This is a genomic window from Prosthecomicrobium pneumaticum (assembly GCF_014199915.1).
GTDB lineage: Bacteria > Pseudomonadota > Alphaproteobacteria > Rhizobiales > Kaistiaceae > Prosthecomicrobium > Prosthecomicrobium pneumaticum.
Genome location: NZ_JACHOO010000005.1, coordinates 281,539 through 306,952 on the forward strand (window position 1 = coordinate 281,539; position 25,414 = coordinate 306,952).

Annotated in this window: 23 protein-coding genes and 3 pseudogenes; 10 read left to right on the forward strand and 16 right to left on the reverse strand. The window is 62.0% G+C overall.

Going from position 1 to position 25,414, the window contains the following annotated elements; genetic code table 11:
• Window positions 1–7 precede the first annotated feature (7 nt).
• The 6 genes from GGQ63_RS13570 to GGQ63_RS13595 are packed head-to-tail and all read left to right on the forward strand — an operon-like array spanning window position 8 to window position 4,924.
• Window positions 8–331, forward strand: coding sequence for an entry exclusion lipoprotein TrbK (locus GGQ63_RS13570; RefSeq protein ID WP_183856719.1), 324 nt, complete (start codon window positions 8–10; stop codon window positions 329–331).
• A gap of 6 nt (window positions 332–337) precedes the next feature.
• A complete protein-coding gene (trbL, locus tag GGQ63_RS13575) occupies window positions 338–1,687 on the forward strand; it encodes a P-type conjugative transfer protein TrbL (protein WP_183856721.1) in 1,350 nt (449 codons plus the stop codon).
• A 3-nt stretch (window positions 1,688–1,690) separates the two neighbouring features.
• A complete protein-coding gene (trbF, locus tag GGQ63_RS13580) occupies window positions 1,691–2,386 on the forward strand; it encodes a conjugal transfer protein TrbF (RefSeq protein WP_183856723.1) in 696 nt (231 codons plus the stop codon).
• A 14-nt stretch (window positions 2,387–2,400) separates the two neighbouring features.
• A complete protein-coding gene (trbG, locus tag GGQ63_RS13585) occupies window positions 2,401–3,393 on the forward strand; it encodes a P-type conjugative transfer protein TrbG (protein ID WP_210308507.1) in 993 nt (330 codons plus the stop codon).
• The gene (locus GGQ63_RS13590) at window positions 3,390–4,664 is read left to right on the forward strand and encodes a TraB/TrbI/VirB10 family type IV secretion system protein (protein ID WP_183856725.1); all 1,275 of its coding nucleotides are present in this window, start codon (window positions 3,390–3,392) and stop codon (window positions 4,662–4,664) included. Before trbG ends, GGQ63_RS13590 begins: the two co-directional genes overlap by 4 nt.
• Window positions 4,661–4,924: a DUF2274 domain-containing protein gene (locus tag GGQ63_RS13595; protein WP_183856727.1), complete on the forward strand. Its 264-nt coding sequence runs from the start codon at window positions 4,661–4,663 to the stop codon at window positions 4,922–4,924. The genes GGQ63_RS13590 and GGQ63_RS13595 overlap by 4 nt, the downstream gene beginning before the upstream one ends.
• Here GGQ63_RS13595 and GGQ63_RS13600 read toward each other — a convergent pair.
• Window positions 4,886–5,917, reverse strand: coding sequence for a LysR family transcriptional regulator (locus GGQ63_RS13600; protein WP_246429778.1), 1,032 nt, complete (start codon window positions 5,915–5,917; stop codon window positions 4,886–4,888). The genes GGQ63_RS13595 and GGQ63_RS13600 overlap by 39 nt on opposite strands.
• Here GGQ63_RS13600 and GGQ63_RS13605 point away from each other — a divergent pair.
• Both GGQ63_RS13605 and GGQ63_RS22405 read left to right on the forward strand, forming a co-directional pair.
• Window positions 5,889–6,254: pseudogene (locus tag GGQ63_RS13605) on the forward strand (transposase); the annotation flags it as partial. The gene GGQ63_RS13600 and the pseudogene GGQ63_RS13605 overlap by 29 nt on opposite strands.
• A 12-nt stretch (window positions 6,255–6,266) precedes the next feature.
• Window positions 6,267–6,437 (forward strand): annotated as a pseudogene (locus tag GGQ63_RS22405) (transposase); the annotation flags it as partial.
• A 75-nt stretch (window positions 6,438–6,512) separates the two neighbouring features.
• On the opposite strand, the gene GGQ63_RS22050 reads toward GGQ63_RS22405, so the two are convergent.
• From GGQ63_RS22050 to GGQ63_RS22440, 4 genes are all read right to left on the reverse strand, one after another.
• Entirely contained in the window at window positions 6,513–7,040 is a 528-nt protein-coding gene (locus tag GGQ63_RS22050) for a Spy/CpxP family protein refolding chaperone (RefSeq protein WP_246429779.1), read from the reverse strand.
• Window positions 7,041–7,130: 90 nt separating this feature from the next.
• Window positions 7,131–7,793, reverse strand: a complete 663-nt coding sequence (locus tag GGQ63_RS13615) for a methyltransferase family protein (RefSeq protein ID WP_183856731.1) — start codon at window positions 7,791–7,793, stop codon at window positions 7,131–7,133.
• Between the two features lie 28 nt (window positions 7,794–7,821).
• Complete coding sequence (locus tag GGQ63_RS13620; protein WP_183856733.1) at window positions 7,822–8,094, reverse strand: DUF2933 domain-containing protein; 273 nt, start codon at window positions 8,092–8,094, stop codon at window positions 7,822–7,824.
• Between the two features lie 238 nt (window positions 8,095–8,332).
• Window positions 8,333–8,734 carry a NifB/NifX family molybdenum-iron cluster-binding protein gene (locus GGQ63_RS22440; RefSeq protein WP_484573313.1) on the reverse strand — a complete coding sequence of 134 codons (402 nt, stop codon included), beginning with the start codon at window positions 8,732–8,734 and terminating at the stop codon, window positions 8,333–8,335.
• Window positions 8,735–9,686: 952 nt separating this feature from the next.
• Between GGQ63_RS22440 and GGQ63_RS13630 the strand changes: the two genes are divergently transcribed.
• Window positions 9,687–10,448 carry a Crp/Fnr family transcriptional regulator gene (locus tag GGQ63_RS13630; protein ID WP_246429780.1) on the forward strand — a complete coding sequence of 254 codons (762 nt, stop codon included), beginning with the start codon at window positions 9,687–9,689 and terminating at the stop codon, window positions 10,446–10,448.
• Between the two features lie 398 nt (window positions 10,449–10,846).
• On the opposite strand, the gene GGQ63_RS13635 is transcribed toward GGQ63_RS13630, so the two are convergent.
• The 6 genes from GGQ63_RS13635 to GGQ63_RS13660 all read right to left on the reverse strand — a co-directional run bounded on the left by GGQ63_RS13635 (window position 10,847) and on the right by GGQ63_RS13660 (window position 17,211).
• Window positions 10,847–12,679 (reverse strand): DUF3141 domain-containing protein, encoded by a 1,833-nt coding sequence (locus GGQ63_RS13635; RefSeq protein ID WP_394117595.1) that lies wholly within the window; start codon window positions 12,677–12,679, stop codon window positions 10,847–10,849.
• A 115-nt stretch (window positions 12,680–12,794) separates the two neighbouring features.
• Entirely contained in the window at window positions 12,795–13,232 is a 438-nt protein-coding gene (locus GGQ63_RS13640) for a hypothetical protein (RefSeq protein ID WP_183856737.1), read from the reverse strand.
• Window positions 13,233–13,316: 84 nt separating this feature from the next.
• Window positions 13,317–14,504: a thiolase family protein gene (locus GGQ63_RS13645; protein ID WP_183856739.1), complete on the reverse strand. Its 1,188-nt coding sequence runs from the start codon at window positions 14,502–14,504 to the stop codon at window positions 13,317–13,319.
• Window positions 14,435–14,743, reverse strand: a complete 309-nt coding sequence (locus tag GGQ63_RS22410; RefSeq protein WP_183856741.1) for an SDR family oxidoreductase — start codon at window positions 14,741–14,743, stop codon at window positions 14,435–14,437. The genes GGQ63_RS13645 and GGQ63_RS22410 overlap by 70 nt, the downstream gene beginning before the upstream one ends.
• 15 nt (window positions 14,744–14,758) lie before the next feature.
• A complete protein-coding gene (locus GGQ63_RS13655) occupies window positions 14,759–15,439 on the reverse strand; it encodes an RNA polymerase sigma factor (protein ID WP_183856743.1) in 681 nt (226 codons plus the stop codon).
• Window positions 15,440–15,933: 494 nt separating this feature from the next.
• Window positions 15,934–17,211: an SAM-dependent methyltransferase gene (locus tag GGQ63_RS13660; RefSeq protein ID WP_183856746.1), complete on the reverse strand. Its 1,278-nt coding sequence runs from the start codon at window positions 17,209–17,211 to the stop codon at window positions 15,934–15,936.
• Window positions 17,212–17,482: 271 nt separating this feature from the next.
• Between GGQ63_RS13660 and GGQ63_RS13665 the strand changes: the two are divergent.
• Window positions 17,483–18,582, forward strand: a pseudogene (locus GGQ63_RS13665) (zinc-binding dehydrogenase).
• An 85-nt stretch (window positions 18,583–18,667) separates the two neighbouring features.
• Here GGQ63_RS13665 and ppk2 read toward each other — a convergent pair.
• The 5 genes from ppk2 to GGQ63_RS13690 all read right to left on the reverse strand — a co-directional run bounded on the left by ppk2 (window position 18,668) and on the right by GGQ63_RS13690 (window position 25,192).
• Window positions 18,668–19,438, reverse strand: coding sequence for a polyphosphate kinase 2 (ppk2, locus tag GGQ63_RS13670; RefSeq protein ID WP_183856748.1), 771 nt, complete (start codon window positions 19,436–19,438; stop codon window positions 18,668–18,670).
• 77 nt (window positions 19,439–19,515) lie between these two features.
• Window positions 19,516–20,739, reverse strand: coding sequence for an MFS transporter (locus GGQ63_RS13675; RefSeq protein ID WP_183856750.1), 1,224 nt, complete (start codon window positions 20,737–20,739; stop codon window positions 19,516–19,518).
• Between the two features lie 35 nt (window positions 20,740–20,774).
• A complete protein-coding gene (locus GGQ63_RS13680; protein ID WP_183856752.1) occupies window positions 20,775–20,936 on the reverse strand; it encodes a hypothetical protein in 162 nt (53 codons plus the stop codon).
• Between the two features lie 606 nt (window positions 20,937–21,542).
• The gene (locus GGQ63_RS13685; RefSeq protein WP_183856754.1) at window positions 21,543–22,811 is read right to left on the reverse strand and encodes an MgtC/SapB family protein; all 1,269 of its coding nucleotides are present in this window, start codon (window positions 22,809–22,811) and stop codon (window positions 21,543–21,545) included.
• A 278-nt stretch (window positions 22,812–23,089) separates the two neighbouring features.
• Window positions 23,090–25,192, reverse strand: a complete 2,103-nt coding sequence (locus GGQ63_RS13690; RefSeq protein ID WP_238123034.1) for a heavy metal translocating P-type ATPase — start codon at window positions 25,190–25,192, stop codon at window positions 23,090–23,092.
• Window positions 25,193–25,414: the final 222 nt, after the last annotated feature.

Genomic DNA, 25,414 nt, shown 5'->3' on the forward strand with positions numbered 1-25,414 from the left:
ACCCGCCATGCTCAGACAAATCATCCGTCTCGCTGTCGTGGCCGCGGTTGCCACCGGCGCCGGACTTCTCGTCCAATCGGCGCGGGCGGCCGACACGGTGGACAGCCTCGCCGCCGATCCGCAACGGCTCCGTGAGGTGCAAAAGCTTTGCAAGGACGACTGGGTTGGGACAGGCGACGAGCTGTGCACCATGGCCAGCAAAGCGCAGCGGCGCCGCTTCATGGGTTCAGGCAGAACGCCGTACACGCCACATCCGGTCGATCTATTCCCGTCACTGAAGAAGAGCGGAACTCCGGAGAAAACCGACCCTATCGCGCCGGACGCGGAGTGATTGTCCATGGACGATCTCTCCGTCATCGACCGCTTCACCGACACCTTCTCGCAGTATATCGACAGCGGGTTTGGCCTGCTTCACGGTGAGATCACTTACCTTTCGGCGACGCTCATCGCCATCGATATAACGCTCGCCGGCCTGTTCTGGGCCTTCGGAGCCGGCAATGACGAGATTCTGGCGAAGCTCATCAAGAAGGTCCTCTATGTCGGTGCCTTCGCCTACATCATTACAAACTTCAATTCGCTGGCCGGCATCATCTTCAGATCTTTCGCCGGGCTCGGCCTGACCGCCTCTGGCTCCGGCCTGTCCCAGGACGATTTCCTGCGTCCCGGTAAGCTCGCCTCTGTCGGCATGGACGCCGGCCGGCCGATCCTCGCGCAGATAGGCGACTTGTCCGGCTTCACCTCCGTCTTCTCCAACATCGACACCATCGCCGTCCTGTTCCTCGCCTGGCTCGTGGTCATCGTCAGCTTCTTCGTGCTCGCGGTGCAGCTCTTTGTGACGTTGCTGGAGTTCAAGCTGACCACGTTGGCCGGCTTCGTGCTGGTGCCCTTCGCATTTTGGAACAAGACGGCTTTCCTGGCCGAACGCGTGCTCGGCAATGTCGTGTCGTCCGGGATCAAGATCCTGGTCCTTGCCGTTATCGTTGGCATCGGCAACGGCCTCTTCGCGGAATTTCGTGCCTCGGCGGGAACAGAGCCGTCCATCGATCACGCGCTGGCGATCATGCTGGCGTCGCTCGCCATGCTTGGGCTGGGCATCTTCGGCCCGTCGATCGCGACGGGTCTCGTCTCCGGCGCCCCGCAGCTCGGCGCGGGTGCAGTCGCTGGCACCGCGCTCGCCGCCGGCGGCATGGCGGTCGCGGCAGGCGCCGGAGCTGTCGGCGCGGCACGGCTCGGCGGGGCCGCTATAGGTTCCGGCGTCAAGGCGGCATCCACCATGTCGGGCGGCGCGCGTGCCGCCTTCGAGCTTGGTGCGGCGACGTCCGGTGCATCGGGCATGGGAGAGGTCGGAGCTGGTCTTGCCAGCGTGGCGCAAGCGGGTGGTGGCGCCGTCATGCAGGCGGGCCGCAGTGTCGTGTCACGCGTCGCGGGCACGGTCGGCGCCCGTGCTTCCGCCGGCGCCCATAGCGCTTGGACGGCTACCGGCGGCAAGCCCATGGGAGCGATGGGTGGGGCTGGGAACGATGCGTCGTTCGCCGGTGCCGGCGGTGCTCCCGCATGGGCCAATCGCGTGAGACATGGACCGCGCAACTCGCGCGTCTCCCACGGAGCAACCACTGCGGCTCACGCCCTTCGCTCGGGGGATCATGGCGGCTCGGGAGCCAACCCATCCCTGCGACAGGAGGATTGAACAATGCGCTTCAAACGCGCTGGCGTGCGCTATTCGCAAACGTCGGAACCCGCCACGCCCTATCAGGCCGCCGGCCAGTTGTGGGATGAACGCCTAGGCTCCGCCCGCGTTCAAGCACGCAATTGGCGGCTCATGTCCTTCGGCTGCCTGACACTTGCCGTGGGCATGGCTGGCGGTCTGCTGTGGCAGGCTGGCCGCTCCACCGTCACGCCCTATGTGGTCGAGGTCGATCAGCTCGGTCAAGTCAAGACCGTTGGCCCGGCCGTGGAAGCTTATCGGCCGACCGACGCCCAGATTGCCTACGCGCTCGCCCGGTTCATACAGAATGTGCGCGCACTGCCCACCGATCCCATCGTGGTGCGGCAGAACTGGCTCGAGGCTTACGACTTCACCACCGATCGCGGCAGCGCCGGGTTGAATGACTATGCGCGCGCCAACGATCCGTTCGGCAAGGTCGGCAAAATGTCGGTCGCCGTCGAGGTCACCAGCGTCGTGCGCGCATCGGACAGCTCCTTCCAGATCCGCTGGATCGAGCGGCGCTATGAGAACAATCAGCTTGCCGGCACGGATCGCTGGACCGGCATCCTCACCATCATCATGCAACCACCGCGCACCGAGGACCGGCTGCGTAAGAATCCTCTCGGCATTTTCGTCAACGGCATCAACTGGAGCCGTGAACTCGGCGCCGGCGGGTCGTGAAGGAGAAAAGGATCATGACCCGCATGCTGCCATTCCGCATTCTCCTCCTCTCGTCCGTCACGTTGCTGGCGGGTTGCGCCGGGAAAACACCGCCGCCGGAAATCTCCCTGGATGAACCCTACGAGGCGAGCCGGATCGTCGAGCCGGCTGGTCCCGTCGAGATAGTCGAGCTGCCGAAGCCATTGCCACTGCCCGGCCAGTTAAAGCCGATGCCAGTCAAGGGCGGAACAGTTGAACCTGCCGATCCGAAGCTACGCGTCACGACGGCCAATGATGCGGCCCGCGTGCAACCGACCCGCACCGGCTATGTCAATGCAACGCAGGTCTGGCCCTACATGGCTGGCGCGCTCTATCAGATTTATGCGGCGCCTGAAAAAGTAACGGACATCGCCCTGCAGAGCGGCGAAGAGCTGATCTCCGTCTCGGCCGGCGACACCGTGCGATGGGTGATCGGCGACACGACCAGCGGTGGGGGCGGAAGCCAGCAGACCCACATCCTGGTGAAACCCACGCGGCCGGATCTGAAGACCAATCTGGTGGTCAACACCAACCGCCGGACCTACCTCCTCGAACTCACATCGACGCCCCAGACCTGGATGGCATCGGTTTCCTGGGACTATCCACACGACCGTCTTCTCGCGCTGCAACGTCAGAATGATCGTGCGGGGACTGCCACGCCGGTCGCAAATGCCGTCGCGCTCGAGCGAGTCCAGTTCCGCTATGAGATCACAGGCGACAATCCATCGTGGCGGCCGACCCGCGTCTTCGATGACGGTGAGAAGGTCTATATCCAGTTTCCCGCCGGTATCGCCCAGGGCGAGTTGCCGCCGCTGTTCGTTGTCGGCCCCACTGGGGAGAACCAGCTCGTCAACTACCGCGCAAAGCCGCCTTATTACATCGTCGATCGCCTGTTCGGTGCGGCGGAGCTTCGTCTCGGCGGCGAGAAGCAGCAGATCGTGCGTATCTCGCGCACCGATGGCAACCGGCTGGGGATCTTCGGGCTATGACCGTGCCACCCAAATCCCCGCCACCCGATCTCGCCATTCGCGCCAAGCCGCGTCCCGTGACCCGTCTCAATCGCTGGACCTTGATGGTGCTCGCCGGCGCCGTCTCTACCGCAGTGCTTGGCGCGATGATTTGGGCGTTGCAAAGCCGGGACAGATCAGCCCGGACCGATGAGGAGCTCTACAACACCGATCGCGTCAACCCGGCGGAGGGGCTGCAAACGTTACCGCGCGACTATACGCAGGTTCAACCACCGAAGCTCGGTGCCCCCTTGCCCGGTGAGCTCGGTGGGCCAGTCGTGCGCACCGAACGGGAGGCGGGCATTCCGCCCATGCCCGAGCGGCCGAGTTTCAGGGCTGATCCGGAAGAGGATGCCAAACGCGCGGCGCGCCTTCGTGCCCAGCAGGAAGCGGAAGCCGCAGCGAAAGCAGCCGTGTTCTTTCAGACGACACGCCCGAAGCAGGAGGTATCGGCAACCGCGGCCGCCTCGCCGGAGCCAAACCGGCTCGATCTCACCGCCATACGCGCTACCGGTGCGGAATCTACCGTTGCTCCGCCCGTCGATGAAATGACCACGCAGAATATGCAGGATCGCAAGCAGGCGTTCGCAAGCCGCGAAGCCGACCAGAAGATTTACGGATCTGGAACTCTCCAAACGCCACGCTCGCCCTATCAGGTAATGGCCGGCACCATCATTCCGGCCGCCTTGGTGACGGGGATCAATTCCGATCTGCCGGGCCAGATCATCGGTACCGTCACCGAGAATGTCTACGACACGGCTACGGGCAGGCATCTCTTGATCCCCCAGGGCACCCGCCTGATGGGCCAGTACGATTCCGGCGTCACCTTCGGCCAGAGCCGTGTGCTCCTGGTCTGGAATCGCCTCATCATGCCGGACGGCTCCTCCATCGTGCTGGATCGTCTCTCCGGCGTCGATACCGCCGGCTATTCGGGCCTTGAAGATGAGGTCGACAATCACTGGCTCCGCCTGATCGGAGGCGCGGTCCTCTCCTCGCTGCTCGGCATTGGCGCCGAACTGGCAGCCCCTCAAAATCAGGGAACGAACGGCGATCAGGTCATCATCGCGACCCGGGATGGTGCCCAGGACACCATCAACGATGTCGGCCAGCAGATCACACGGCGAAATCTCAATATCCAGCCGACCTTGAAGGTGCGGCCGGGCTTTCCGGTCCGCGTCATCGTCAATAAGGATCTCGTCTTGCGACCCTATCGCGCCGCCCCGATGACGGCTGACATCAGGAGGGATGATTGACCAGAAAACTTAGCCTCGGACCGGTGCCGAAAGCTGAAACCGTCAAACTCACCATCACCATGACGGTGCAACTTCGAGCCGACCTCGATCGATATGCCGCTCTTCATTCCGAGCTTCACGGCACGGTTGTCGATGCTTTGACGTTGGCCCCACTCATGCTCGAAACCTTTATTGCTCGTGACAAGGGATTCCGTGCCGCGCGGCCTTGCCGTAGAGGCGCTTTAAATAATGGCCCGGGCTCGCTCGATGAAACGAGATAGTGGCTCGTTGAGTGTCCCCTCACGCACCATCAACCAAGTCTTCAGATCAGCGGGCGCATCGCTCAGGGGCCGGAGGGCAATGCCATCCACCTCGACCGCCTCGAGTTGAGCGGCGGTCGCTATTCCGATGCCATAGCCCGCAAGAACCAGCGTAACCAACATCGGAAGCGTCGTGGTGCGACTAACAATATTGGGGGTCGAGCTTGCGCTTCGAACGAACTGTTCGATCTGGGATTGTTGGCTAAGACCCGTGTCGGGTCTACTTAGAATGAGAGGCTCTTTAACAATCCCAGACAGTTTGATCCGCTTCTTTCCGGCCAGGGGATGACCACTCGGCATCAAAGCGATCGGCGGGTCTCGCCAGACTGCTTCGGACAAAATCCCCTTGCCGTATCCGCTCTCTGGCGTGAGCGCCGCATCAAGAAAGCCGCTTCGCAAGCCTTCGATATTCTGCGTCACTGACGCTTCATGGATATACACGACGACTTGTTGACTTTCCTGTTTTACTTCGTAAATCAGCCGTGCGAGGCGTGCTAGTGGTACACCGTCGCAAATGCCGATGTGCAAATGGCTGATTGTGTCTCCCGTCGTTGCTGCCGTGCGAACGTCTATGCGCGCTTCGTCGGCGGATGCGAGGAGCGCACGCGCATGGACGAGAAGACGTTCACCGGCCGGCGTTAGCTTCGTGGATCGCCGTGTACGCTCGAATAATACCACGCCAAGGCGCCGTTCGAGAGTCTTGATTGATCGAGACAATGGGGATTGCTCGATGCCGGCGCGTTGCGCGCCACGTGTAAAATGGAGCTCTTCTGCGACCGCCACGAAATGCCGAAGATGACGAAGCTCCATTCCCGCTCCCGTTGATATCAAAAGGTTAGCGTCCGAACCCATGAATTGTTTGGCGTTTTCAGCGACGTGCAATTCACTGCTTCGGAGAGGAAGTCGCGATGGATCGGGATCGTTTTTGCCCGGCAAACGCGCAGTCTCACGCATTGAACCTCATTTTCAGAGAGACACGCGAAGCAAGCCGCGTGTCGATGACCGCCGGGTAGCCAGCGACATCGTTCATGTTGAAGTCCGGTGGCCGCTGGATTGACGGATTGCCCAACTACGAGCCGCGCAAAACGCTCTAAAACCGGTATATCCGGTGGGCCAACGAGGGGCGGGATCGATCTCTTCCATGCTCTTGCGAGCGCAGGCGGTCCTCAGGCCCAAGTGCTCATCTCGACCGTTCTGCTGTGAAAGCGCACTGCTCGGCCTCCGGCGGAAAGGGGGAGAGCCCAGTCAAGCAATCGGCCGCTCACGTGGCGGGCGCACGACCAAGATCCACACGCGGACCTCCCAACGCTGGAAGAACTGCTTTTCGCCGGCGCTCTACCGAGACCACAACGCAATCGACCGCATGTTCTGCCGCCTCCGGGAGTTCCGACGTGTCGCCATGCGATATGACCGCCTCGCCGCCAACTTCCTGACCGCGGTCTGCATCGCCGCGACTGTCAGTTACTGCTTATGAACCGGACCCTGGATCGACCTTATTGTCAGGCGCTATCCTCCCGCGGATGTTTGGGAGGCCTCCCAGCCTGCCCCGTCACTGCATCATACCCATCGGTCCCATTGGGCTCGTCATCAGTTGATCAGCCGCGCGCTTCTGCTCATCGCTGAAGCCCGCATAAAGCGGCGCCACCGCTGCTTTGATCTTCTCGATCGTTCGGAGGCAGACGGTGAGCGCCTTCTCGGTCTCGTCGATGCGTGCCGGCAGAGATCCGCCGCGCGCATTCATCATGCTCTCGCGCATCCCCATCATTGCCGTCGCACTGGCCCGCGCGGTCTCCGCGAACGTGCTCCACTGGGTCTCCTGCGCTGCCGTGATCTTGAGTTCTGCCTTCAAAAACGCCAGCCGACCCTCGATGTGGTCCGTCATCATTCCCATCATGGGCATGGCGCCGCTACCCATCATCGACATCATGCCACCCGACGGCATCGGAGGTCCGGGCACATTTATCGATTGGGAAGGAGCCGCAGCGCCGTCAGCCGGATGATGTTCATCGGCCGCCAACGCAGGAGCGCCAACCAAGAGCATGGCGCCGAAAAGAAGATGTGAGCTTATCTTGATCATCCAAGCCGACTCCATGTTGATGTGATGCATTGCCTGCTGGAACCGTCATCAGTCCGTCGTGTTTAATCCGCGAGGCCGAGTCGCATGCCCTTAGCCCTCTCCGGCTTGGCTATGTTTCGGACCGCTGAGCCGTGGAATGAAGCCCGGAACGTCCTGCATGTATCGTTCATAGTCAGAGCCGAATTCGGCCAAGGACTCGCGTTCTTCGGCGCGCGCGAGGCGCACGTACATGAACACCAGCACCGGGAACATCGCGAGTGTCAGCAAGGTCGGCCATTGCAGCAGGAAGCCGAACATCACCAGCACGAAGCCGACATATTGCGGATGCCGCACATAGGCGTAGACACCGCCGGTGGCGAGCGTGCGATGGCGTTGTGCTTGATACAACACCTTCCAGCCGGCCGAGATGAGGATAAAGCCGCCGCCGATGAACACGAAGCTCAGCAGGTGAAACGGCCCGAAATGCGGATTGGCTCTCCAGCCGAACATCTCCTCGAGAAGATGCCCGGCGTCATGGGAAAACCAATCGACACCCGGAAAGCGGCTCTGCAGCCAGCCCGAGAGCAGATAGATCGTGAGCGGGAACCCATACATCTCGGTGAACAGCGCGACCAGAAAGGCGCTGAAGGCGCCGAAGGACCGCCAGTCGCGCTTGGTCTGCGGCTTGAAGAAACTGAAGGCGAAGAAGATGAAGATCGCCGAATTGATAATCACCAGTGACCAGAGGCCATAGGCAGGAACGTCGTCGTGCATGGTCGACCTCCGGACCGTTGATCGCGGCTCAGTGATTGTGGGGCTGGTTCTTGCGAACGTCCGCTGATCCGCTTCCGCTATCGTCTCTGCGCCCATGTCCGCCGTGGCCGCCATGCATGAAAACATGCATCAACGGGCAGGCGAGGATCAGCAGGAACGGCAAATACCCCAGATACGGGATGAGATGCGCGCGGTGCTCGGTCAGAAGATAGAAGGCGCCGATCGCGAGATAGCCGATCAGGACCCAATTTGCGCGGGAGCGAAAGAAGCCACCCTCACTACCATGACCGTCATGTTCCATGGAGACTCCACCCACATCAGACCGGGACGCACCGGCACGCCCTGCAATCGTCTAGAGCTCGCTAGACGATGCAGGCTGGCATCGACCTGGCGCCATCCTCCGAGCGACACGACAGCGCTCGAACCATGGCCGGCCATCTGTTCTGAATCTTTGATCCCGGTTAAACTTGTGCCGGGTATGGGCCGAAGCAGCAGGATCGATCAGATGTTCCGCCTGTCCCGCCCCGCGGCAGCCGGCGTCATGCGGCAACGAGAGCGGGAAAGCAGGCCACGAGCTCCTGGATCGTCCTCACGCATGGCCCGAGCCTCACATCGATCCCGGCAGCACAAAGTCTCTGTTTCTCTGGCTCGCCGATAAAACCGCAAACCAGGCGACCCGGTCTGGCCGCGACAATGAGATCGCATAGCGCGGCGGACGTGCGCTGGGGATTGGCGTGGAACTCTGTCGCGCCCGTAAGCGTATCGACGATCCATATTCCATCGCACTTGCCGAAGAAGGGGCATAGTGCTGGGCCCGCGTCGGTTTTCATCACGATGACCGCAATGCGATTTGCCGGCGGGGGTGGTACGCAGGCGGACCTAGCCATCGGCTCCTCGTTTGAACACCAGCAAAGCGAGCGAATTATATGACCGGCTAACATATCGGACTTTAAACTCGATCAAACATTCGCGTGGGCGGGGCGGCACCTCACAATCTGCAAGGTGTCCGGCGGACAGCGGGAAGGCGCCACGCGCGCAGGGTTCCGGGCGGTCGGTGCGCACCGACCGCCACTTGATTTCAATCAATCTCGTCGAGCCTTTCCCCGTATAGGTTTCCGCCGGGCTAATTGGTAGCTGCGGGGCCGTGTGGTAACTTGCGGCTCAGGCCTTCTTGGAAAGAGGCGGATGCTACGGTTGCTCGCCATATTGATCTTTGCCACGGCGATCTTCACGACGCTGAGCGGGCGGAGTATGGCCGGGACTGTAGCGATCAGCGCCGACGCGACTATGGTGGTCGTAAGCGCTTCTGACTTTCGGCCCCATATTGACGAATGCGATGATTGCCCGGAGTGTCCGAATTCGGACAAGACCTCCTGTCCGATGAGTAGCTGCTCCTGCCCGGCGGCCTGCTCAACGACTTTAGCGCCCCTGCCTGGCAACCTCCCGGCCCATGCGTTCCACCGCTCTTCAGCGGGGATGCGGCCCGAAGAAGCCGATCCAAACTCAGTCGTCCCCGGACTCGACCCCCCAGTTCCTCGGCGCTCGACCTAGCGGGTCGATCGGCCCAGCGGAAGGCGATCCAGCTTCCAACGGTTCACGCCTCGCGTGGACCGGGATGGCGGCTGGATTGACCAATCTCCGCTGGCGTCGCGCCGCCAAGGCGGCCGGCTGAGCCGGGCGACCTGGTCAGATGGATTCAACCTTCCAGGTGAAACCGACCAGATCGAGGACTGTAATATGACTCCGAGCCAAGCGTCTTATTTGGAGAGCACTATCCGAGCGTCGCGGGATCACGCCCATGGCCGATACGAAGGTCTGCAACCCGGCGTGCTCCGGTCCCCAGTTCCCCGGGGAGCCGCAAACACAATCAGTGATGCGGAAAGGAACGCCCGTATGCCGATGCCGGGGAATGGCACGACAAAGCAGCTACCGGGTTGTGAGGCTTGCTTCGCCCGGGTTAACCGGGGTTTGTGCGGGGATTGCCAGCCGGGATCTCCATGTGCGGTCGCGAGTTATAAAACTGCTGATCGGGAATACAAGGTCGGCCAGGATCTCTTCAGCCTGGGCGAACCGTGTGACTCAATATTCAATCTCCTCGAAGGTTGGGTTATTCTTTACAATATATTGGATGACGGTCGGCGACAGATTTTGCACTTCGCTTTGCCGGGCGCTGTGCTCGGATTCCATCCCGGCGGCGGCGCGATGATGACATATGGCGCGCAAGCTCTGACTGACATCGTCGTCAGCACAATTCCGCACAAGGCTCTACAGCCGATTGTCAGCCAGCAGCCCGAGTTCGGTCTGCGGCTTGCCTGGCTGGTCGCGCGGGATTGCACCTTGGCCTACGATCGCCTTACCAGCATTGGCCGGCATTCAGCGCGGGAGCGCGTTGCGCACCTGCTGCTCAAGCTGTTCGTCCGCTGCCGCGCGCAATGGCCGGGCAGTCATATCGAGGAGATGAATCTTCCGCTGACCCAAGAAGATATTGGAGATGCAACGGGTCTGACCTTCGTCCATGTCAACCGGGTGCTGAGGGATCTGCGAAAGGATAGGATCCTAGAATTCCACTATCGACGGCTCCGAATCCTCGATCCGGACAAACTCGTCGACGTTGCAGGTCTTGACCCGCAACTCGTCATGTCCTGGATTCGCTGATGAATGATCGGCCGGGACAATATGGAATGGAGCGCGCGGAGTGTCCGATCCAAGCGCTGCTTCGTGCTGGCGCGTCCCGCTCCTTCGGCTCCATTGTCGCACAAACACAACTGCTGATTTTCCGTCGCCACCGACCCTTGCGTCGCGGCGTCGCCCGTCGCGTCTGCGCCCAAGATGCGATCTCACACCACGACGAGGCTACCTCGAACATCCCCATCGGGCCGCCGAACTTGCCGGGTTTGTCCGGCATGATCTCGACGCAAACCATCTCTCCGGTCGGCAGGTCCTGGCGCTTGTTGACGTCAGCGAAAATGACCCTTTCGGAGCCGGACACCAACTCCTTCCGCCGAAAGCTCAATCGTACCAACTTGCCATGGCGAACGACGATGGTGTCGAGCCTATACCGCCGGTGGCGTTGCTGGCCGTGCTGAGGCGGGAAGATCGTAAAGCGCCTGGAAGACCCGCTCCTCCGCCGTGTCGCGCTGCTTGCGGCCGTTTTCGATAGCCTCGGAGACACGGTCAATCGCCTCCCGCTCACGACGCAGATTGCCATCGTCCTCCGGCAGTGGCTGCCGGCGTTTCTCGATCAGGCGCGCGAGTGCAGCGACGCCATGCATCCATGGACTGAAGGATTCCGACATCAGGTAGCGGCTCGTGCGCATGGGATGGAGCCATTCGAGCGTTGCCGCGGTCCAGGGATTGGAGGCCATACGCACGAATGGGCTGACCATGGTCTTGTAGAACTGCTCGTTCACCTCTGAGCGATGGCGAACCTGCTCGAATGCTGCCCGGGGCGTCTCGAACCGCAGATCCTCGACGGCCCGCTCGTCGAACCGGACCGAGTATTCCGGCTTGCGGCAGTCCGGATCGCCGGTCGGATTGTCGATCTTCATCTCGTAGAGACCGGGAGCGAGGGTCTCGATCTCGCCGAGGCTTTCGAGGATTGCGCGATGTTCGAACCTCGCCACCTTGGCTGACACGAAAATGCCGAGATGGCCGGCATGGGGGTTCGTCAGGTAGATGATGCGCTGACCAGCGGCCTTGAGATCGTCGGTATCTTTGTACACCACCGGGATCCAACCGAGCGCCTGGTGCGGCGGGGTGATGTTGTCGCCATAGGAGGCGAAGATCACCAGCGGATTGCGAATGCGCCGAAGGTCGGCGACGCACCCTTCGCAGATCCGCATCTTTCCCTCCTCGAGGCGATTGCCGATGAAGAGGTTCTCGACGATGGCGACGATCTCTTCCCGGCTGAGCAAATAGAAGCCATTCCACCACCGCTCGAACTCCAGGAAGCGCTCCCGTTCCGTGTCGACATGCGTGAACAGGTTGGCGTATTTTTCCCAGACGGCTTCGGGCTGAAGATTCTCGAAATTGAAGGCGAGCCACGCACCGTCCAGGCGGCCGTCGTTGAGATCGGCGAGAAGATGGGTAGCCCAGACGCCGCCAAGCAGCCCGCCGGCGATCCGCATCGGATTGACGCCTGATTCTCCCGCCCAATAGGAGAGCGGAGAGCCGTTGAGCACGGCCGGGCCGACCAAGCCTTCGCAATCCGCCGAGAGCAAGGTGATCGCCCAGCCGGCCTGACAGTTGCCATAGAGCACCGGAGGCTTGCCGGGGTGGCGTTTGACCACGTCCTCGACGAAGCGCCGGAGCGTGTGCAGCACATCGGCTAGGGTTTGGCCCGCGCAGGGTTCAGGAAAGAAGGAAACGAAATAGACCGGATAGCCCTCGTGCATGGCGATCCCAACCTCGGAGTCGCGCTTGAAGCCGCCGATGCCGGGCCCATGGCCGGCTCGAGGGTCGAGGACAACGACGGGCGGCTTCGCCGGATCGACACAATCCTCAATGCAATCGTCGCCGATCCGGGTAATCCGCAGGAGGGCGTAGTTGACGGGTCGCTCGAAGCGGCGGGCATCGACCAGCGTCTCATAATCGAAGTCGAGAAGCGGCGGCTTGCCGGCCCGCTCATGCGCGATCATGTTGTTGGCGCGCTGGCGCAGCGTATCCCAGAACAGAATCGACCGTTCGAAGAAATCCCGCTGATAGGCGAACGGATCATCGATGTTGATCGGCGGTCCGGCTGGATTCGCCGCGACGGCCGGTTCCGGGCTCTTCAGCGCGGCGGCCGCTGCGATATCCCGCCGAACAGCCAATTGCCGACCCGGCGACGCCTTCGGCTGGTCAATCAGCGCGGAATCCGATCTTGCTTCGGGCATCACCATCTCCATCATCCGATCTTTAGGGCGAGGACGTTGAACAGCGGCCAGAAGTCAGGATGCTGTGTCAGCCATATACCAAGGTCTCGACAAGACCCCGCCGAACGCTCTTCAACCCAGCGTGCGGCTAAGATGCCTTGACGCTGCTTCTGGCGTCAGGGGTTTCAGTTGCTTGCTGACGAATCTCACCTGCGGTCTCCCGTGCCATGTTCGCGCAGTATTGCTGGACCTTCTGCGAGAGCTCGAGCCAGGTCTTCGTCTGCAGCGACGTCTCTTCCAGGATGGCCGCCATGACGCCCGATTCTGCGGCGACCACGTCCTGCGGTCGCCGGCACTGGACGAATTCCAGAAGCGAGCGTCCGATACGCTCGTTGGCGCCGAGGAGAGTGCTCATCTGAGCGCTGTATGTCTCGCCATAGGCCTTCTGCAGATCGGTCGTGAATGCCTGGAACCGTTTGAACTGGCCGTCGAGCTTGCCGGTATTGTCGACGCCCGACAGTCCCCACCATGTGAATACAGCGTTCACGCGATCGAAACCAACGGGCGCTTCACTCTTCGTAGCCATTGTTCTCTCCTTCATTATTTGGTTGCGGCTTCAGGAATTCGACGTTCGGTTTATTGTCACGGGTCGCTTTTTTCGCTCTCGCGGTCAGTGGAGAGCCTCAAGCGCCAACGCGACCCCCTGACCGCCGCCGATGCACAGCGTCACCAATCCGCGCCGGATACCGTCTCGGTGCATCGCGTGAAGGAGGCGGGTCGTCAGCACGGCTCCTGTCGCACCGATCGGATGGCCATGTGCGATGGCGCCGCCCTCGACATTGACGATGTCCTCGGGGAGCCCGAGTTCCCCGATGAGCGCCAAGACGATCGCCGCGAAGGCCTCGTTGATCTCCACGCGCTCGACGTCGCCGAGCGTCCAACCAGCGCGATCCAAGGCCTGCCGCACCGCGGGAACAGGCCCGAGACCGAACAGGCCGGGTTCGACCGCGCCGACCCCGAAGGCCACAAGACGGGCCATCGGCGTCAGGCCATGCTTCTCGGCCCAGCGGGCATCCGCAACGATCATGCCCGCGGCGCCGCTGTTGAGGCCCGGTGCATTGCCGGCGGTAATGGTTCCATCCTTGCGGAAAGCCGGCTTCAGCTTGGCCAGCGACTCCAGCGTTGCGTCCGGGCGGTTGTGCTCATCCTTGTCGAAGATCGTCGGCCCCTTGCGACCGGGGATTTCGATCGGCGCGATCTCGGCATTGAACATGCCGGCCGCCTGCGCCGCGCCAAAGCGCTGCTGCGTCCGCTCCGCCCAGCGGTCCTGCGCCTCGCGCGTCACCTGAAACTTGCTGACGAGGTCCTCGGTCACCAAGCCCGAGTGGTGATCGGAGAAGGCGTCGTTGAGGCCGTCGCGCAGCATGCTGTCGTAGATTTGGGCATCGCCCATGCGGTAGCCCCACCGTCCGCCAGACATCAGGTAGGGCGATTGGTCCATGTTCTCCATGCCGCCGGCGATGGCGCTCTCGGCGAGGCCGAGCATGATCTCCTGCGCGGCGGTCGCGATCGCTTGTGCACCCGAGCCACATACCCGGTTTATGGTCATCGCTGGAACGCCGACCGGAATGCCGGCCGTGATCGCCGCCTGCCGCGCTGGGTTCATCTTGGCGCCGGCCTGGACGACCTGCCCCATCACCACGGTGCCGATCGCGCCGTCTGCGATCTTCGCGCGCGACAATATTTCCCTGATCACCACCGCCCCGAGATCGGGTGCCGCTATGTCCTTCAGCGTTCCGCCATACGTGCCGATGGCTGTCCGCACCGGGGCGCAGAGCACGACGTTCGACTGTGCCATGTGGATGTCCTTTCTATTTCCGGGGGGCGCCATGCCATGAACAGGCCGCCATTGGCGGTGACCTTCGAGCCCGTGACGAACGTTGCCTCCCCGCTCACCAAGAACCGGACGATGCGTGCGACCTCGTCGGCATTGCCCAGCCACCCGACAGGGATTTGCCCCTCGATTTTTGCAAGAGTATCTTCAGACATGGCATCAAGCGTGTCCGTTGCGATGTAGCCGGGCGCGACAACATTCATCTGTGTTCATTGCATTCATCCGTCCTGGGGCGGCGACTTGGTTTCGTCGGCGAGACCGCGAGCTCGTTGGCGAATGCGCTCGGCCTCATCGCACCGGCAATCGAGAAAGCCGTGGACCGGACAGGTCAGGCACATTTCCTCGAGCCTCTTGCGGAGCGCCTGGCGCCCCCTGTGGAGCCTGACCGCGATGTTGTTGAGCGTGGTGCCGAGGCTGGCGGCGATCCGATCACGCGGCTCGCCAAGAATGTCAGAGCGCCAGACGACGTCGGCATATTCGGGCTTGAGCGTCGGTAGCAGCTTATGCAGGCAGTTACAGACGGCCTCGTCGGTTTCTCGATCCGGCTCGATCGGCAGGCTCTCCACATCCGACTGGTCCATGTCGACCTCCTGGCGACGGCGTCTGATGGCGCGTCGCTGGTGATCGACGAGGGTGGTCGCCAGAATGCGCCCGAGCCAACCGCGAACCGTGCGGACGTCCCGCAACTGCCAGGCGCGCTCGAGCGCCCGAAGCGAGAACTGCTGCAACAACTCTTCGGCCTCGTCCCGGCTGCCTACCCGATGATGCAGAAAGACCAGAAATTCTTCGCGTGCCTCGACAAGCGCTCGTCGTACAGCCGCGTCCGCCGGCTTCGCGGCTTCCTGTCCTTCCGCATCACCTTCCGAATGCCGGACATCCTCTTCATGCCTATTGGTCATCGTCCAGCCAAATCTTTGAATGGTTGAGACGTATTCTTAAACTGTCCCTATCAGAACCAGACAGAATTTGACGTTACGACCGCACCCACCCACGTTCTTTAACGCAGATCAAGCTTTCCTCTGCCAACCCTCGTTATGAATTCCTCTTGGATATCTGCCTTTCTGGCTGCGGCGGGCTGCTATCGCGGCGGGTTCGGAACGGAGCGCCCCCCGCCGGTGCTTCGCACGCCGCCGTAGAGCTTTGGCCAGAGGTGGGAGGGCTTACGACCATGCGAGCAAGGAGTGTCGGAGTGGCGCTGAGCTTGCTTCTGCTTTCTGGATTGGCCCACACCACGGCAGCGGCCCCTAGCGGCGACAGCAGGGTCGTCAGCGATGTCCAGATCTATATGGGAATCCTGCTGTCGGAATTGATCCGCGGTCATCCGCAAGGCCACACGGAGAATTCCATGCATAGCGGGCAGCCCGCCACCCGCGGGGAATTCCATATCGTTGGGTCACTGTGCAAAGCCTCCGCTTTTCGCTGGATGGGAAACAGAGTGAGCGGGCACATCGACATCCGCCGCATCAATCTTGTGTAATCGCTCCCAGTTCTGGATGTAATCGCGGGTCAACGGCGCGGCATTGACACGCTTACTCACCTGAATCTGGAAATTGATCAGGCCACCGTGACGAAAGGCTGCTTCGCAACTGGCCAGGTAGAATTCCCACATGAGACAGAACCGCTGGTCATAGATTTCCGCGACGCGCCCACGGTTTGCGATGAAGCGTTGCCGCCACGCCTTCAGCGTTTCTGCATAGTGCAGCCGCAGTATCTCGATGTCGGTGACGTACAGCCCCGCCTGCTCGATGGCGGGCAGAATCTCTGACAGCGCCGGGACGTACCCACCCGGAAAGATGTACTTGTTGATCCAGGCGTTGGCCGCGCCCGGACCATCGGCGCGCCCAATCGTATGGATCATTGCGACCCCGTCGTTCGTCAGGAGGCTCCTGACCTTCTTGAAGTATTCGCGGTAATGTCCCACCCCGACATGCTCGAACATGCCGACCGAGACGATGCGGTCGTACCGGCCTTCTTCTTGGCGATAGTCTTTCAGTAGGAATCTCACCCGGTCCCCCAAGCCGGTCTCGGCAGCGCGGCGTTCGGAGTATGCGTGTTGCTCGGTCGAAAGTGTCAGGCCTGTCACGTCAACAGCGGCGATCTGGGCAAGATAAAGGCTGAGCCCACCCCACCCCGATCCGATGTCGAGAATCCGCTGTCCTGAGCTCAGTAGCAACTTAGCCGCCAGGTGCCGCTTCTTTTGTTCTTGCGCGCGCTCAAGGGTGTCGTCGCTAGAATTGTAGTACGCACAGGAATACTGACGGTCTGCGTCTAGAAATTGCTCATAGAGTGTGTCCGAGAGGTCGTAGTGGTGCGCGACGTTCGCACGTGCGACTGGGATGGGATTGTGCTGAACAAAGCGTCGGACGAGGCGACTCAGGGATGCACGCGCGCGCCTTACCCCTTGGCCAGAACTCGAGCCGATGTTTGAAAAGCAGATATCCAGAAAACCGTAAATATCCCCGTCATCCACCAATAGCGCGCCATCCATGTAGGCCTCGCCGAGGGCAAGATCTGGATTGAGGAGCAGGCGCGGAATCACAGCTGGATCCACAATACGAATCGTAATCGACGGTGTGCCATTGCCGATGTGATGGATGCCTCCGTTCGGAGCGATCACAGTCAATCTACCGTCGTGGATGATCTGCCCGAGCATCTTCCGCAACAGGAGCATTGTCGCATTCGTGCTCACGTTTTTGAGCGACCGAATTGGGCTTGATCGGCTCACTTCGATATCAATCGATTGGTGCCTCTCAGAAACGGCGGAAGCAGACGAAGGATCGGATGGGATGCTCATTCTCGGACCCACGCTGACGACGGTTGGCTGCCAATCAACCCTGCAGGGCGGGCGCGTTCTTTGATTGGAGTTAAACATCGGTATTCGATGATGGCTTCAATCGATCGCCGATGAGAGCGGCCGCGACGACGGCTCGGGTGCCCCGTGAATGCACGATCGACCCAAGGAGATCTTCAATGGCATTGATGAGAGCAGCCGTTTTGTCGAGCCTGGTCGCATTGTCCTTGATGAAAAGGCGATTCCAGAGATTGGTCCGCTCGACGCGCTCATCAGGATTGCGGCCACGACGATCTGTGGAACTGACGTGCATATTTTCAGGGGCGAGTATCCGATGGAAAAAGGCCTGACCATTGGTCACGAGCCGGTCGGAGTGATCGAGAAGCTCGGTTCTGCCGTTTCCGGCTTTCACGAGGGCCAGCGTGTCATCGCCGGCGCGATCACACTAAGCGGTCACAGCAATGCATGTCTTTGCGGCTATCACTCGCAGGACGGCGCGGGCACCAGGCACGGCTGGAAACCGGCGGGCGGCTGGAAATTCGGCAATACGATCGATGGCTGTCAGGCCGAGTTCGTGTGCGTCCCCGACGCCATGGTCAATTTGAGTCCCGTACCGGACGGTTTGACCGACGAACAGGTGCTGATGTGCCGGACATCATGTCGGCAGGCTTCGTCGGTGCAGAGAATGGAGACATCCGCATCGGCGATAGCGTCGTGGTTTTCGCTCAAGGGCCGATCGGGCTTTGTACCACCGCCGGCGCCAAATTGAGAGGCGCCACGATTATCATCGCCGTCGATGCAATCGCCGAACGAATGGCCGTGTCGCACATGCTCGGCGCGGACTTCGTCGTCGATTTCAAGAATGCCGACCCCGTCGAGGAGATCATGAGGATCACGGATGGCCGCGGGGTCGACGTCGCGATCGAAGCGCTGGGGACGCATACAACCTTCGAGGCTGCGTTGGGCGTGCTTCGGCCGGGCGGCACGCTGTCGAGCCTCGGCGTCTACTCGACCAATCTTCGGATTCCGCTCGCGGCGTTCGCCGCAGGGCTGGGGGACCACAAGATCGTCACGGCGCTGTGTCCGGGCGGCAGGGAGCGGATGCGGCGGCTCATGGACGTGATCGCTTCCGGCAGGATCGATCTGACGCCGCTCGTCACTCACCGCTACAAGCTCAACGACATCGAGAGTGCCCATGAGCTTTTCTCCAATCAGCGTGACAGGGTGTTGAAGATTGCCATTACGCCCTAGTCCCTGCAGGGCAGCTTGCGGCTAGTACGTCGAACCCGTCCACGCGTTTTGCTACATTTCTCTATGAGGCGGCGCGACACAGCAGCTACTCCGCGACCAAGCCATTTGTGATCGCCGCTTTGTCGTACAGGAATACGATGTTGGGATCGGGAAGGTCGCGAGCTCGGTCTTTGCCCTCGAAGTCAAAGCGGGTCAGGAGATCTCGGATGACATTGAGCCGCGCGTTCGGCTTGTCATCAGCACGCACAACCGTCCACGGCGCAAATGGCGTGTGCGTGCGCGCCAACATCTCGTTCCGCGCAGCACTGTAATCGTTCCAGTGCTTCGCCGCCGCATCGTCGATGGGGCTGAGCTTCCATTGCTTGAGCGGATCGTCGCGGCGATCCTTCAGCCGGCGCTTCTGTTCGGTTCGTGAAATATCCAGATAGTATTTGAGGATGGTGACACCACAGTGAGCGAGCAATTGCTCGAACAACGGAGCCGTCATGAGGAACTCGTCATATTCCTCGTTGGTGCAGAATCCCATCACCCGCTCGACACCGGCGCGATTGTACCAACTGCGGTTGAACAACACGATTTCCCCGCCTGCCGGTAGGTGCGGCACCCACCGCTGAAAATACCACGACTTCTGATCGCGATCGGATGGTTTACCCAGGGCGACCACGCGGGTCTCCCGTGGGCTGAGATGCTCGATGATTCGCTTGATTGTTCCATCCTTGCCGGAAGTGTCGCGCCCCTCGAAGATCACAAGCACCTTTTTGTCAGAACTGATGAGGTACTTCTGGAGACGCGCCAAGTCTACTTGAAGGTCATGAAGTGCCTCCTTGGCCGCCGCACGCTTCTGTTTTTCGCCCATTTGGAACTCCTGCTGGTATGCGCGCTTTTGATGCTGGTTCCTCGCTGAGGCGATCCAGACTTAGCGAGCGAATTCGATCATGGCGTCGTTTCGAGCAGCCCGCGGCAGCGGCCATGTACCAGAAGCCTCGAAATGCCGATGCTTGCGACGAGACCTCCCACGACGACGACGGCCGCGAGCATGAAGGGTGCGTTCGGCAAGAAGGCGAGGCCGAACAACAGACCTCCGGCGGCCGATCCGCTAGCCTGGCCCAGACTTGCTGCCGCGGTCTGTCTGCCCAACTCGATCCCTTGCCGCTCATCGGCATTGAGCGAAATCCAATAGGTCGCGATGGGGGAAAGGATACCCGCGCTGGCCGCGATCGCCGCCACGACGACGGCGGTGGACATGGTCGCTTCCGCGAATGGCACGGCCGCGACGCTCACCGCCAAGACAGCGAGGGCGGGCGTGAGAAACCAGCGTGTGACCTCTGGCTTCACGAGCGGCGAGAAGACTACCGTTTGGGCGACCAACATGACGAGGCTGCACACGCTGAACATGAGCCCGATCTGGTAAGTGCTCATGTTGAGAATTTGCGTTCCGCGAAGCGCCAGGCTGACTTCGAAGGCTCCCAGAGCCGCGGCGGTTGCGAATGAGATAATAAGCAAGCGTGGCAACGCAGCACCGGCCTCAGGCCCGCTTGCAGTCCCCCCCTCGCCAGGGCTGCGCTGAACAGAGCCGGGCACGAAGATCCATATTGCCAGCGCCACAACGAGCGAAAAGCCCGATATGGCAAAGTAGGGCGAACGAGAGGCCGCAACCTCGCCCGAGCCTGGAACGAGGGCAGCGGTAACAACTACGGTGAAGCTTCCCAGCATCGGTCCGACCAGAAAGCCGATGGCGCCGGCAATGTTGAGCAGAGCAAAGCGGCGCGCGCGCCATTCCCTGGACCGAGCATAGTCGCCGACAAGAGCATAGGCCGCCGGCACAATGGAAGCGGCGAACAGCCCATTCAGGAAGCGGCCGAGATAGAGCAGCGGGAGGCCATCGGCAACCGCAAACAGTGCCAGGGTCAAGGAGAATCCAACCAGTCCCGCGAGCAGCACGGGGCGGCGGCCATGCCGATCCGCAAGGCGGCCCCATAGAGGTGCGAACAGAAACAGCGCGAGGGTGTAGGTGCCAGTCAACATGCCGGTGTGCCGCGACACAACAATGGGATCCGTCGTTCCTGCGAGCCGTTCGATCGCAAGCGGAAGTATCGGCAGAAGGAACCCATAGCCCACGGAAATCGTGAACATTGCGAGCAGCAATGACAATGCCATCCACCATCGCAGTGGCTGGAAGGCGGTTGCCCCAATCACGTCGCCGCCTCGGCCGCGGCTTCCGTTGGTCCGCTTTGGATTCTGCTGCCGCGCGTAATGCCGGCCCGCCACGGGCGGTTGAGCATCAGGACGTTGATCGCCACCAGTACCGAACGGCTGGAGATAGCGAGAGCGGCGATTTCCGGATTGAGCAGCATCGGGCGCTCACGCGGCACCGTCTACCTGGGCCCGGATCGCGGCGTCAGCCACCACCACAGCAACCGGATTTCTTCGGGTGATGACCAGCACTGGAGACCGGTTGGTCCTGATCGCTGGCAGGCACGGCGGTGTCGGGCGCCGCCGCGCTTCCGTGATTCCCGCGGGAGCCAGGGGCATTCGCCTTCTCCGAGGCTTCCGTGCCGGTATGGTCCCCGCCACAGCAGGACGACGCATTCGAAACCGAAGGCTCAGGGGTCGCCTTGGTGTGGTGGACGGAGGTGTTGCTCATTCCGATGACTCCAGCTTTCGGGGCATGACGATCGAGGGCGGCTTTGCGGGCGCTTTCACCCTATGCCGCCCATGCCCTCCCATTTCGTCATTTTCCAGAGTAGGCGCTGGTCCGGGCAGGCATCTTTAACCTCGATTAAGGTCCGTCGTCATTGGGGCGCCCATTGTTGTCGTACTAGATGCTCCCCCTTGGACTCAACATTCCGGTTGTCTCACTTGGCCGCATTTCGACTTGCATCGCTGCGATACGCGGCGGTTGGAACAGGGAAACCCTCTGGCGCCGGGCTATGTCGCTCGGATCAAGACTCGACCTGGGCTCACGGAACCGGCCACTCAAAATGCGGCAGCGTCGCAAAGGCGGCATAGCCGAGCGCTATTGCCGCCACCGTGGCGCCCGCCAGCGGGAGCCAGAAACGAACCGGTCCCGCGGCGGCAGCGATGGACAGGCGGCCAATGGCATTCGTGGCGAGCGCCAGAAGGACGGCATGTCCGACCGCCTCAACGGTTGCCGACTGCCCGAGCAACCGCAGCGCGCTGAGCACCGCGATGTCGACGTCGAATAGTCCCGAGATGGCAGAGGTCGCCACCATCCCGCCGCTGCTTCCGACCGAAAGGGCGGCGCTCACGGTGGAGACGACTGCGAAGAGCACCGCGAACAGGATCAGCGGCCCCACCTCGAAGGGGTTGCGCGGCGATTGCGCATCTTCACCCGAGACGGTGTGGCGCGACAGCAGGATGAGACTGCCGCAGGCCGCAAAGCCGGCGAATGCGGCCAGGATGGCCAGACCCGCGACGCCCAGCACCGCCGGCGCGATGATGGCGACGATTGCGGTAACCCGGATCGCGGATACGCCCGCCGCAAGGATCGCGGCACCCGCCAACGGCCAGGGATCCCCTCCCGTCCTGGCGGTCCGCGCCAGCGACAGGGTTACCGCGGTGGACGAGATGACGGCCCCGGCAAGACCGCTGACCAGAACACCCCGGGTGGTGCCGAGAACCCGCACCGCGATGTAGCCGAGGAAGGAGATCGCCGCCGTCAGCACGGTGAAGAACCATACCTGCCGGGGATTGAAGCCGCCCCAGGGATCGACCGCTCGATCGGGCAGCAGCGGCAGGATGATCGCCGTCATCACCGCGAGCACCAGAGCCGAACGAAGCTCGATCCAGGAAATTCGCCTGAGAAGCCCGTGCAGAAGCTCGCGACTGGCGAGAACGGCGGCGAGCGCGGCCCCGCCGGCGGCGGCGGCGCGTTGATCCCCGACGACGGCAAGCGCACCCAGGGCGAACACACCCAGCGCGGCGATGGTGCCGGTCACGCTGTAATCCTCGTCGTGGAGGGATTCGCGCGCCTTGTACCAGGCGAAGACCGCGGTGAAGGCGAGGAAGCCGGCGATCAGGATGGAGGGGGCGTCGAGGCGGACGCCGAGAGCTGCCGTCGCGCCGCCGAGCAGTCCGGAAATGCCGTATGTCCGGATGCCCGCCGCGCGCCCGCCCTCCGGTGTGTCGCGCTCACGCCATCCACGCTCCAGGCCGACGAGCAAGCCGATGGCAAGCGACAGGCCGAGTTGCAAGATCAAGACGTCCATGGCTTGGTCCATGATGGATAAGTCACCCGATCTGCATAGCTGATCAGGATTTCTGCCCGTTCATCCGGAGCAGTAGCTTGTCGCACCGATGGAATGAATGCCAAAGCGCTGCCGCGATCCACGTGAGAATCCGTGGCCCTGCACATTGCGTTCAACACGCTAGGGAGCGTAGCAAAGCTGAATTTCAGCTTGGTCGCGGCGGTGCCAATGACTGCGTAGAGGCGATAGGAACCTTGGAGATACACGCCGCAGCGAGCGAAACATCCCGCGCCGCATCCTCATTTGTGCCGCCTGTAGAAACGCAGGAACTGCGCGTTGATGGCGACGATAACGGTGCTGGCGGACATGAAGACAGCGGCGACGGCCGGGGTCATCAGGAAGCCCGTTCCGAAGGTGATGCCAGCCGCCATCGGGATGGCGATTGCATTGTAGCCGGTCGCCCAGATCAGGTTCTGCACCATCTTGCGATAGGTAGCGCGTGACAGGCCGAGGATCGCGGCTACATCGCGCGGGTCGCTCCTGACCAAGACGACATCGGCGGATTCCACCGCGACGTCGGTGCCGGCGCCAATGGCGATCCCGAGATCGGCCACAACCAGCGCTGGCGCGTCATTCACGCCGTCGCCAACCATGGCAACCTGCAGTCCGCGCGCCTGCAACTCCACGATCTTCTCGGATTTCTGATTCGGCAGCACCTCGGCGAAATACTCGGCTATGCCAAGTTCCTCCGACACCGCTTGCGCGACCCCCGTGGCGTCGCCGGTGAGCATCACGGAGTCGATGCCGAGCGACTTCAGTTCGGCGATGGCCGCCTTCGATTCCGGCCGGACGATGTCGGCCAGCGCGAACAGGGCGCGCGGCTCGCCATCGCGGACGAGGATGACCACCGTCTTGCCCTGAGCTTCCAGTTGGTCGAGCCGATCGCGGCCGATCGCCTTGCCCTGCCTTGCGAGATGGCCGGGGCTCACGATACGGATGTCGGCGCCATCGACCTTTGCGACGATGCCCTCGCCGGTGATGTTGCTGACCTCGCTGGCCTTCGGGATGGTCAAGTTGCGAACTCTCGCCTCGGCTACGATGCCGTGGGCGATCGGATGCTCGGACTGGCTCTCGGCCGCTGCGGCGAGGGCGAGTTCCTCGTTCTCGTCACCGCCGGCGAGCAGCACGATGTCGCTGACGCCAAACCGGCCTTCCGTCAACGTGCCGGTCTTGTCGAAGACCACAGCGTTCAGATTGCGCGCGCGTTCGAAGGCCGCGCGGTCACGGATCAGAAGTCCGTTCCCAGCGCTGAGCGAGGTGCTGACGGCGACGACGAGCGGAACGGCAAGCCCGAGCGCATGTGGGCACGCGACCACCATAACCGTCACCATGCGCTCAAGCGCGAACTCGAGCGACTCTCCGAGAACCAGCCACCAGACGAAGAGCGTGCCGAAGCCGACGGCGAGAGCGATATAGGTGAGCCATGAGGCGGCGCGGTTGGCGATGTCCTGCGTTCTGGAGCGCGTCGCCTGCGCCTTCTTCACGAGATCGATGACTTGGGCGAGATAGGTAGCGTCGCCCGTAGCGGTCACCTCGATGGTCACGGCATTGGCGCCGTTGATCGCGCCGCCAATGGCGGTGGCGCCGACCGTCTTGGAAACCGGGCGGGATTCGCCGGTCAACATCGCCTCGTTGAAGCCGGATGACCCCTCAATGATCTTCCCGTCCACGGGCACCTTGGCGCCCGGGCGTACGAGAACCCGATCCCCCGGCTGCAATGCGAAGATGGGAACCTCTTGCATCGAGCCGTCGGCGCCGATCTTCGTAGCGCTATCGGGCAGCAGCCGGACCAGTTCCTCGAGCGCCCGCGAGGCACCCATCACGGAGCGCATCTCGACCCAGTGGCCGAGAAGCATGATCGCGACCAAGGTCACGAGTTCCCAATAGAACGGCTCTCCCGGAAAGCCGAAAGTGGTGGCGGCCGAGAAGAAGTAGGCCGCCGAGATCGCCAGGGCGATCAGGGTCATCATCCCGGGCTGCCCCTTGCGCAGCTCGGACGTGAAACCGGTGAGGAATGGCCACCCGCCATAGACGTAGGCGATGGTCGAGAGCGCGAATAGGACGATGCTGTCGCCCGGAAATGCCATTTTCTCGGCGATGCCAAACCAATGCTGGATCATCGGCGACAGAAGCAAGACCGGAGGCGTGAGAACGAGCGTGACCCAGAAACGGCGCCGAAAGTCGGCGACCATCGCGCCATGATCATGCCCGGCATGCTCGGAATGACTGGAACCGGCTGCCGCCACGATCGTGGGATCGGTGTGACGATCATCCTGCCGCAGGCTGCCAGCATGATCGGCATGACCGTTGTGATCGTGGGCATGTGGCCGGTCGGAGGTCATTCTACGCAATCCTGCTGTTTGTTGCGGCCTTCGGGAGATTGTGGTGCTTACGGAATCGATGAAGTTCGGCCTGCGCACCCCCAACGTGGGCGCACTTTCATGCCGCGCCTGTTTGGTCGCCGGTTGCTCAAGGCATGTCTTTGATCGAGGTTAAGTTCGCCGATGGGCCAAGAGGTCATGGATGAAGCTCAATTTGGCGTCGTGCACCAACGGCCGAGCAGG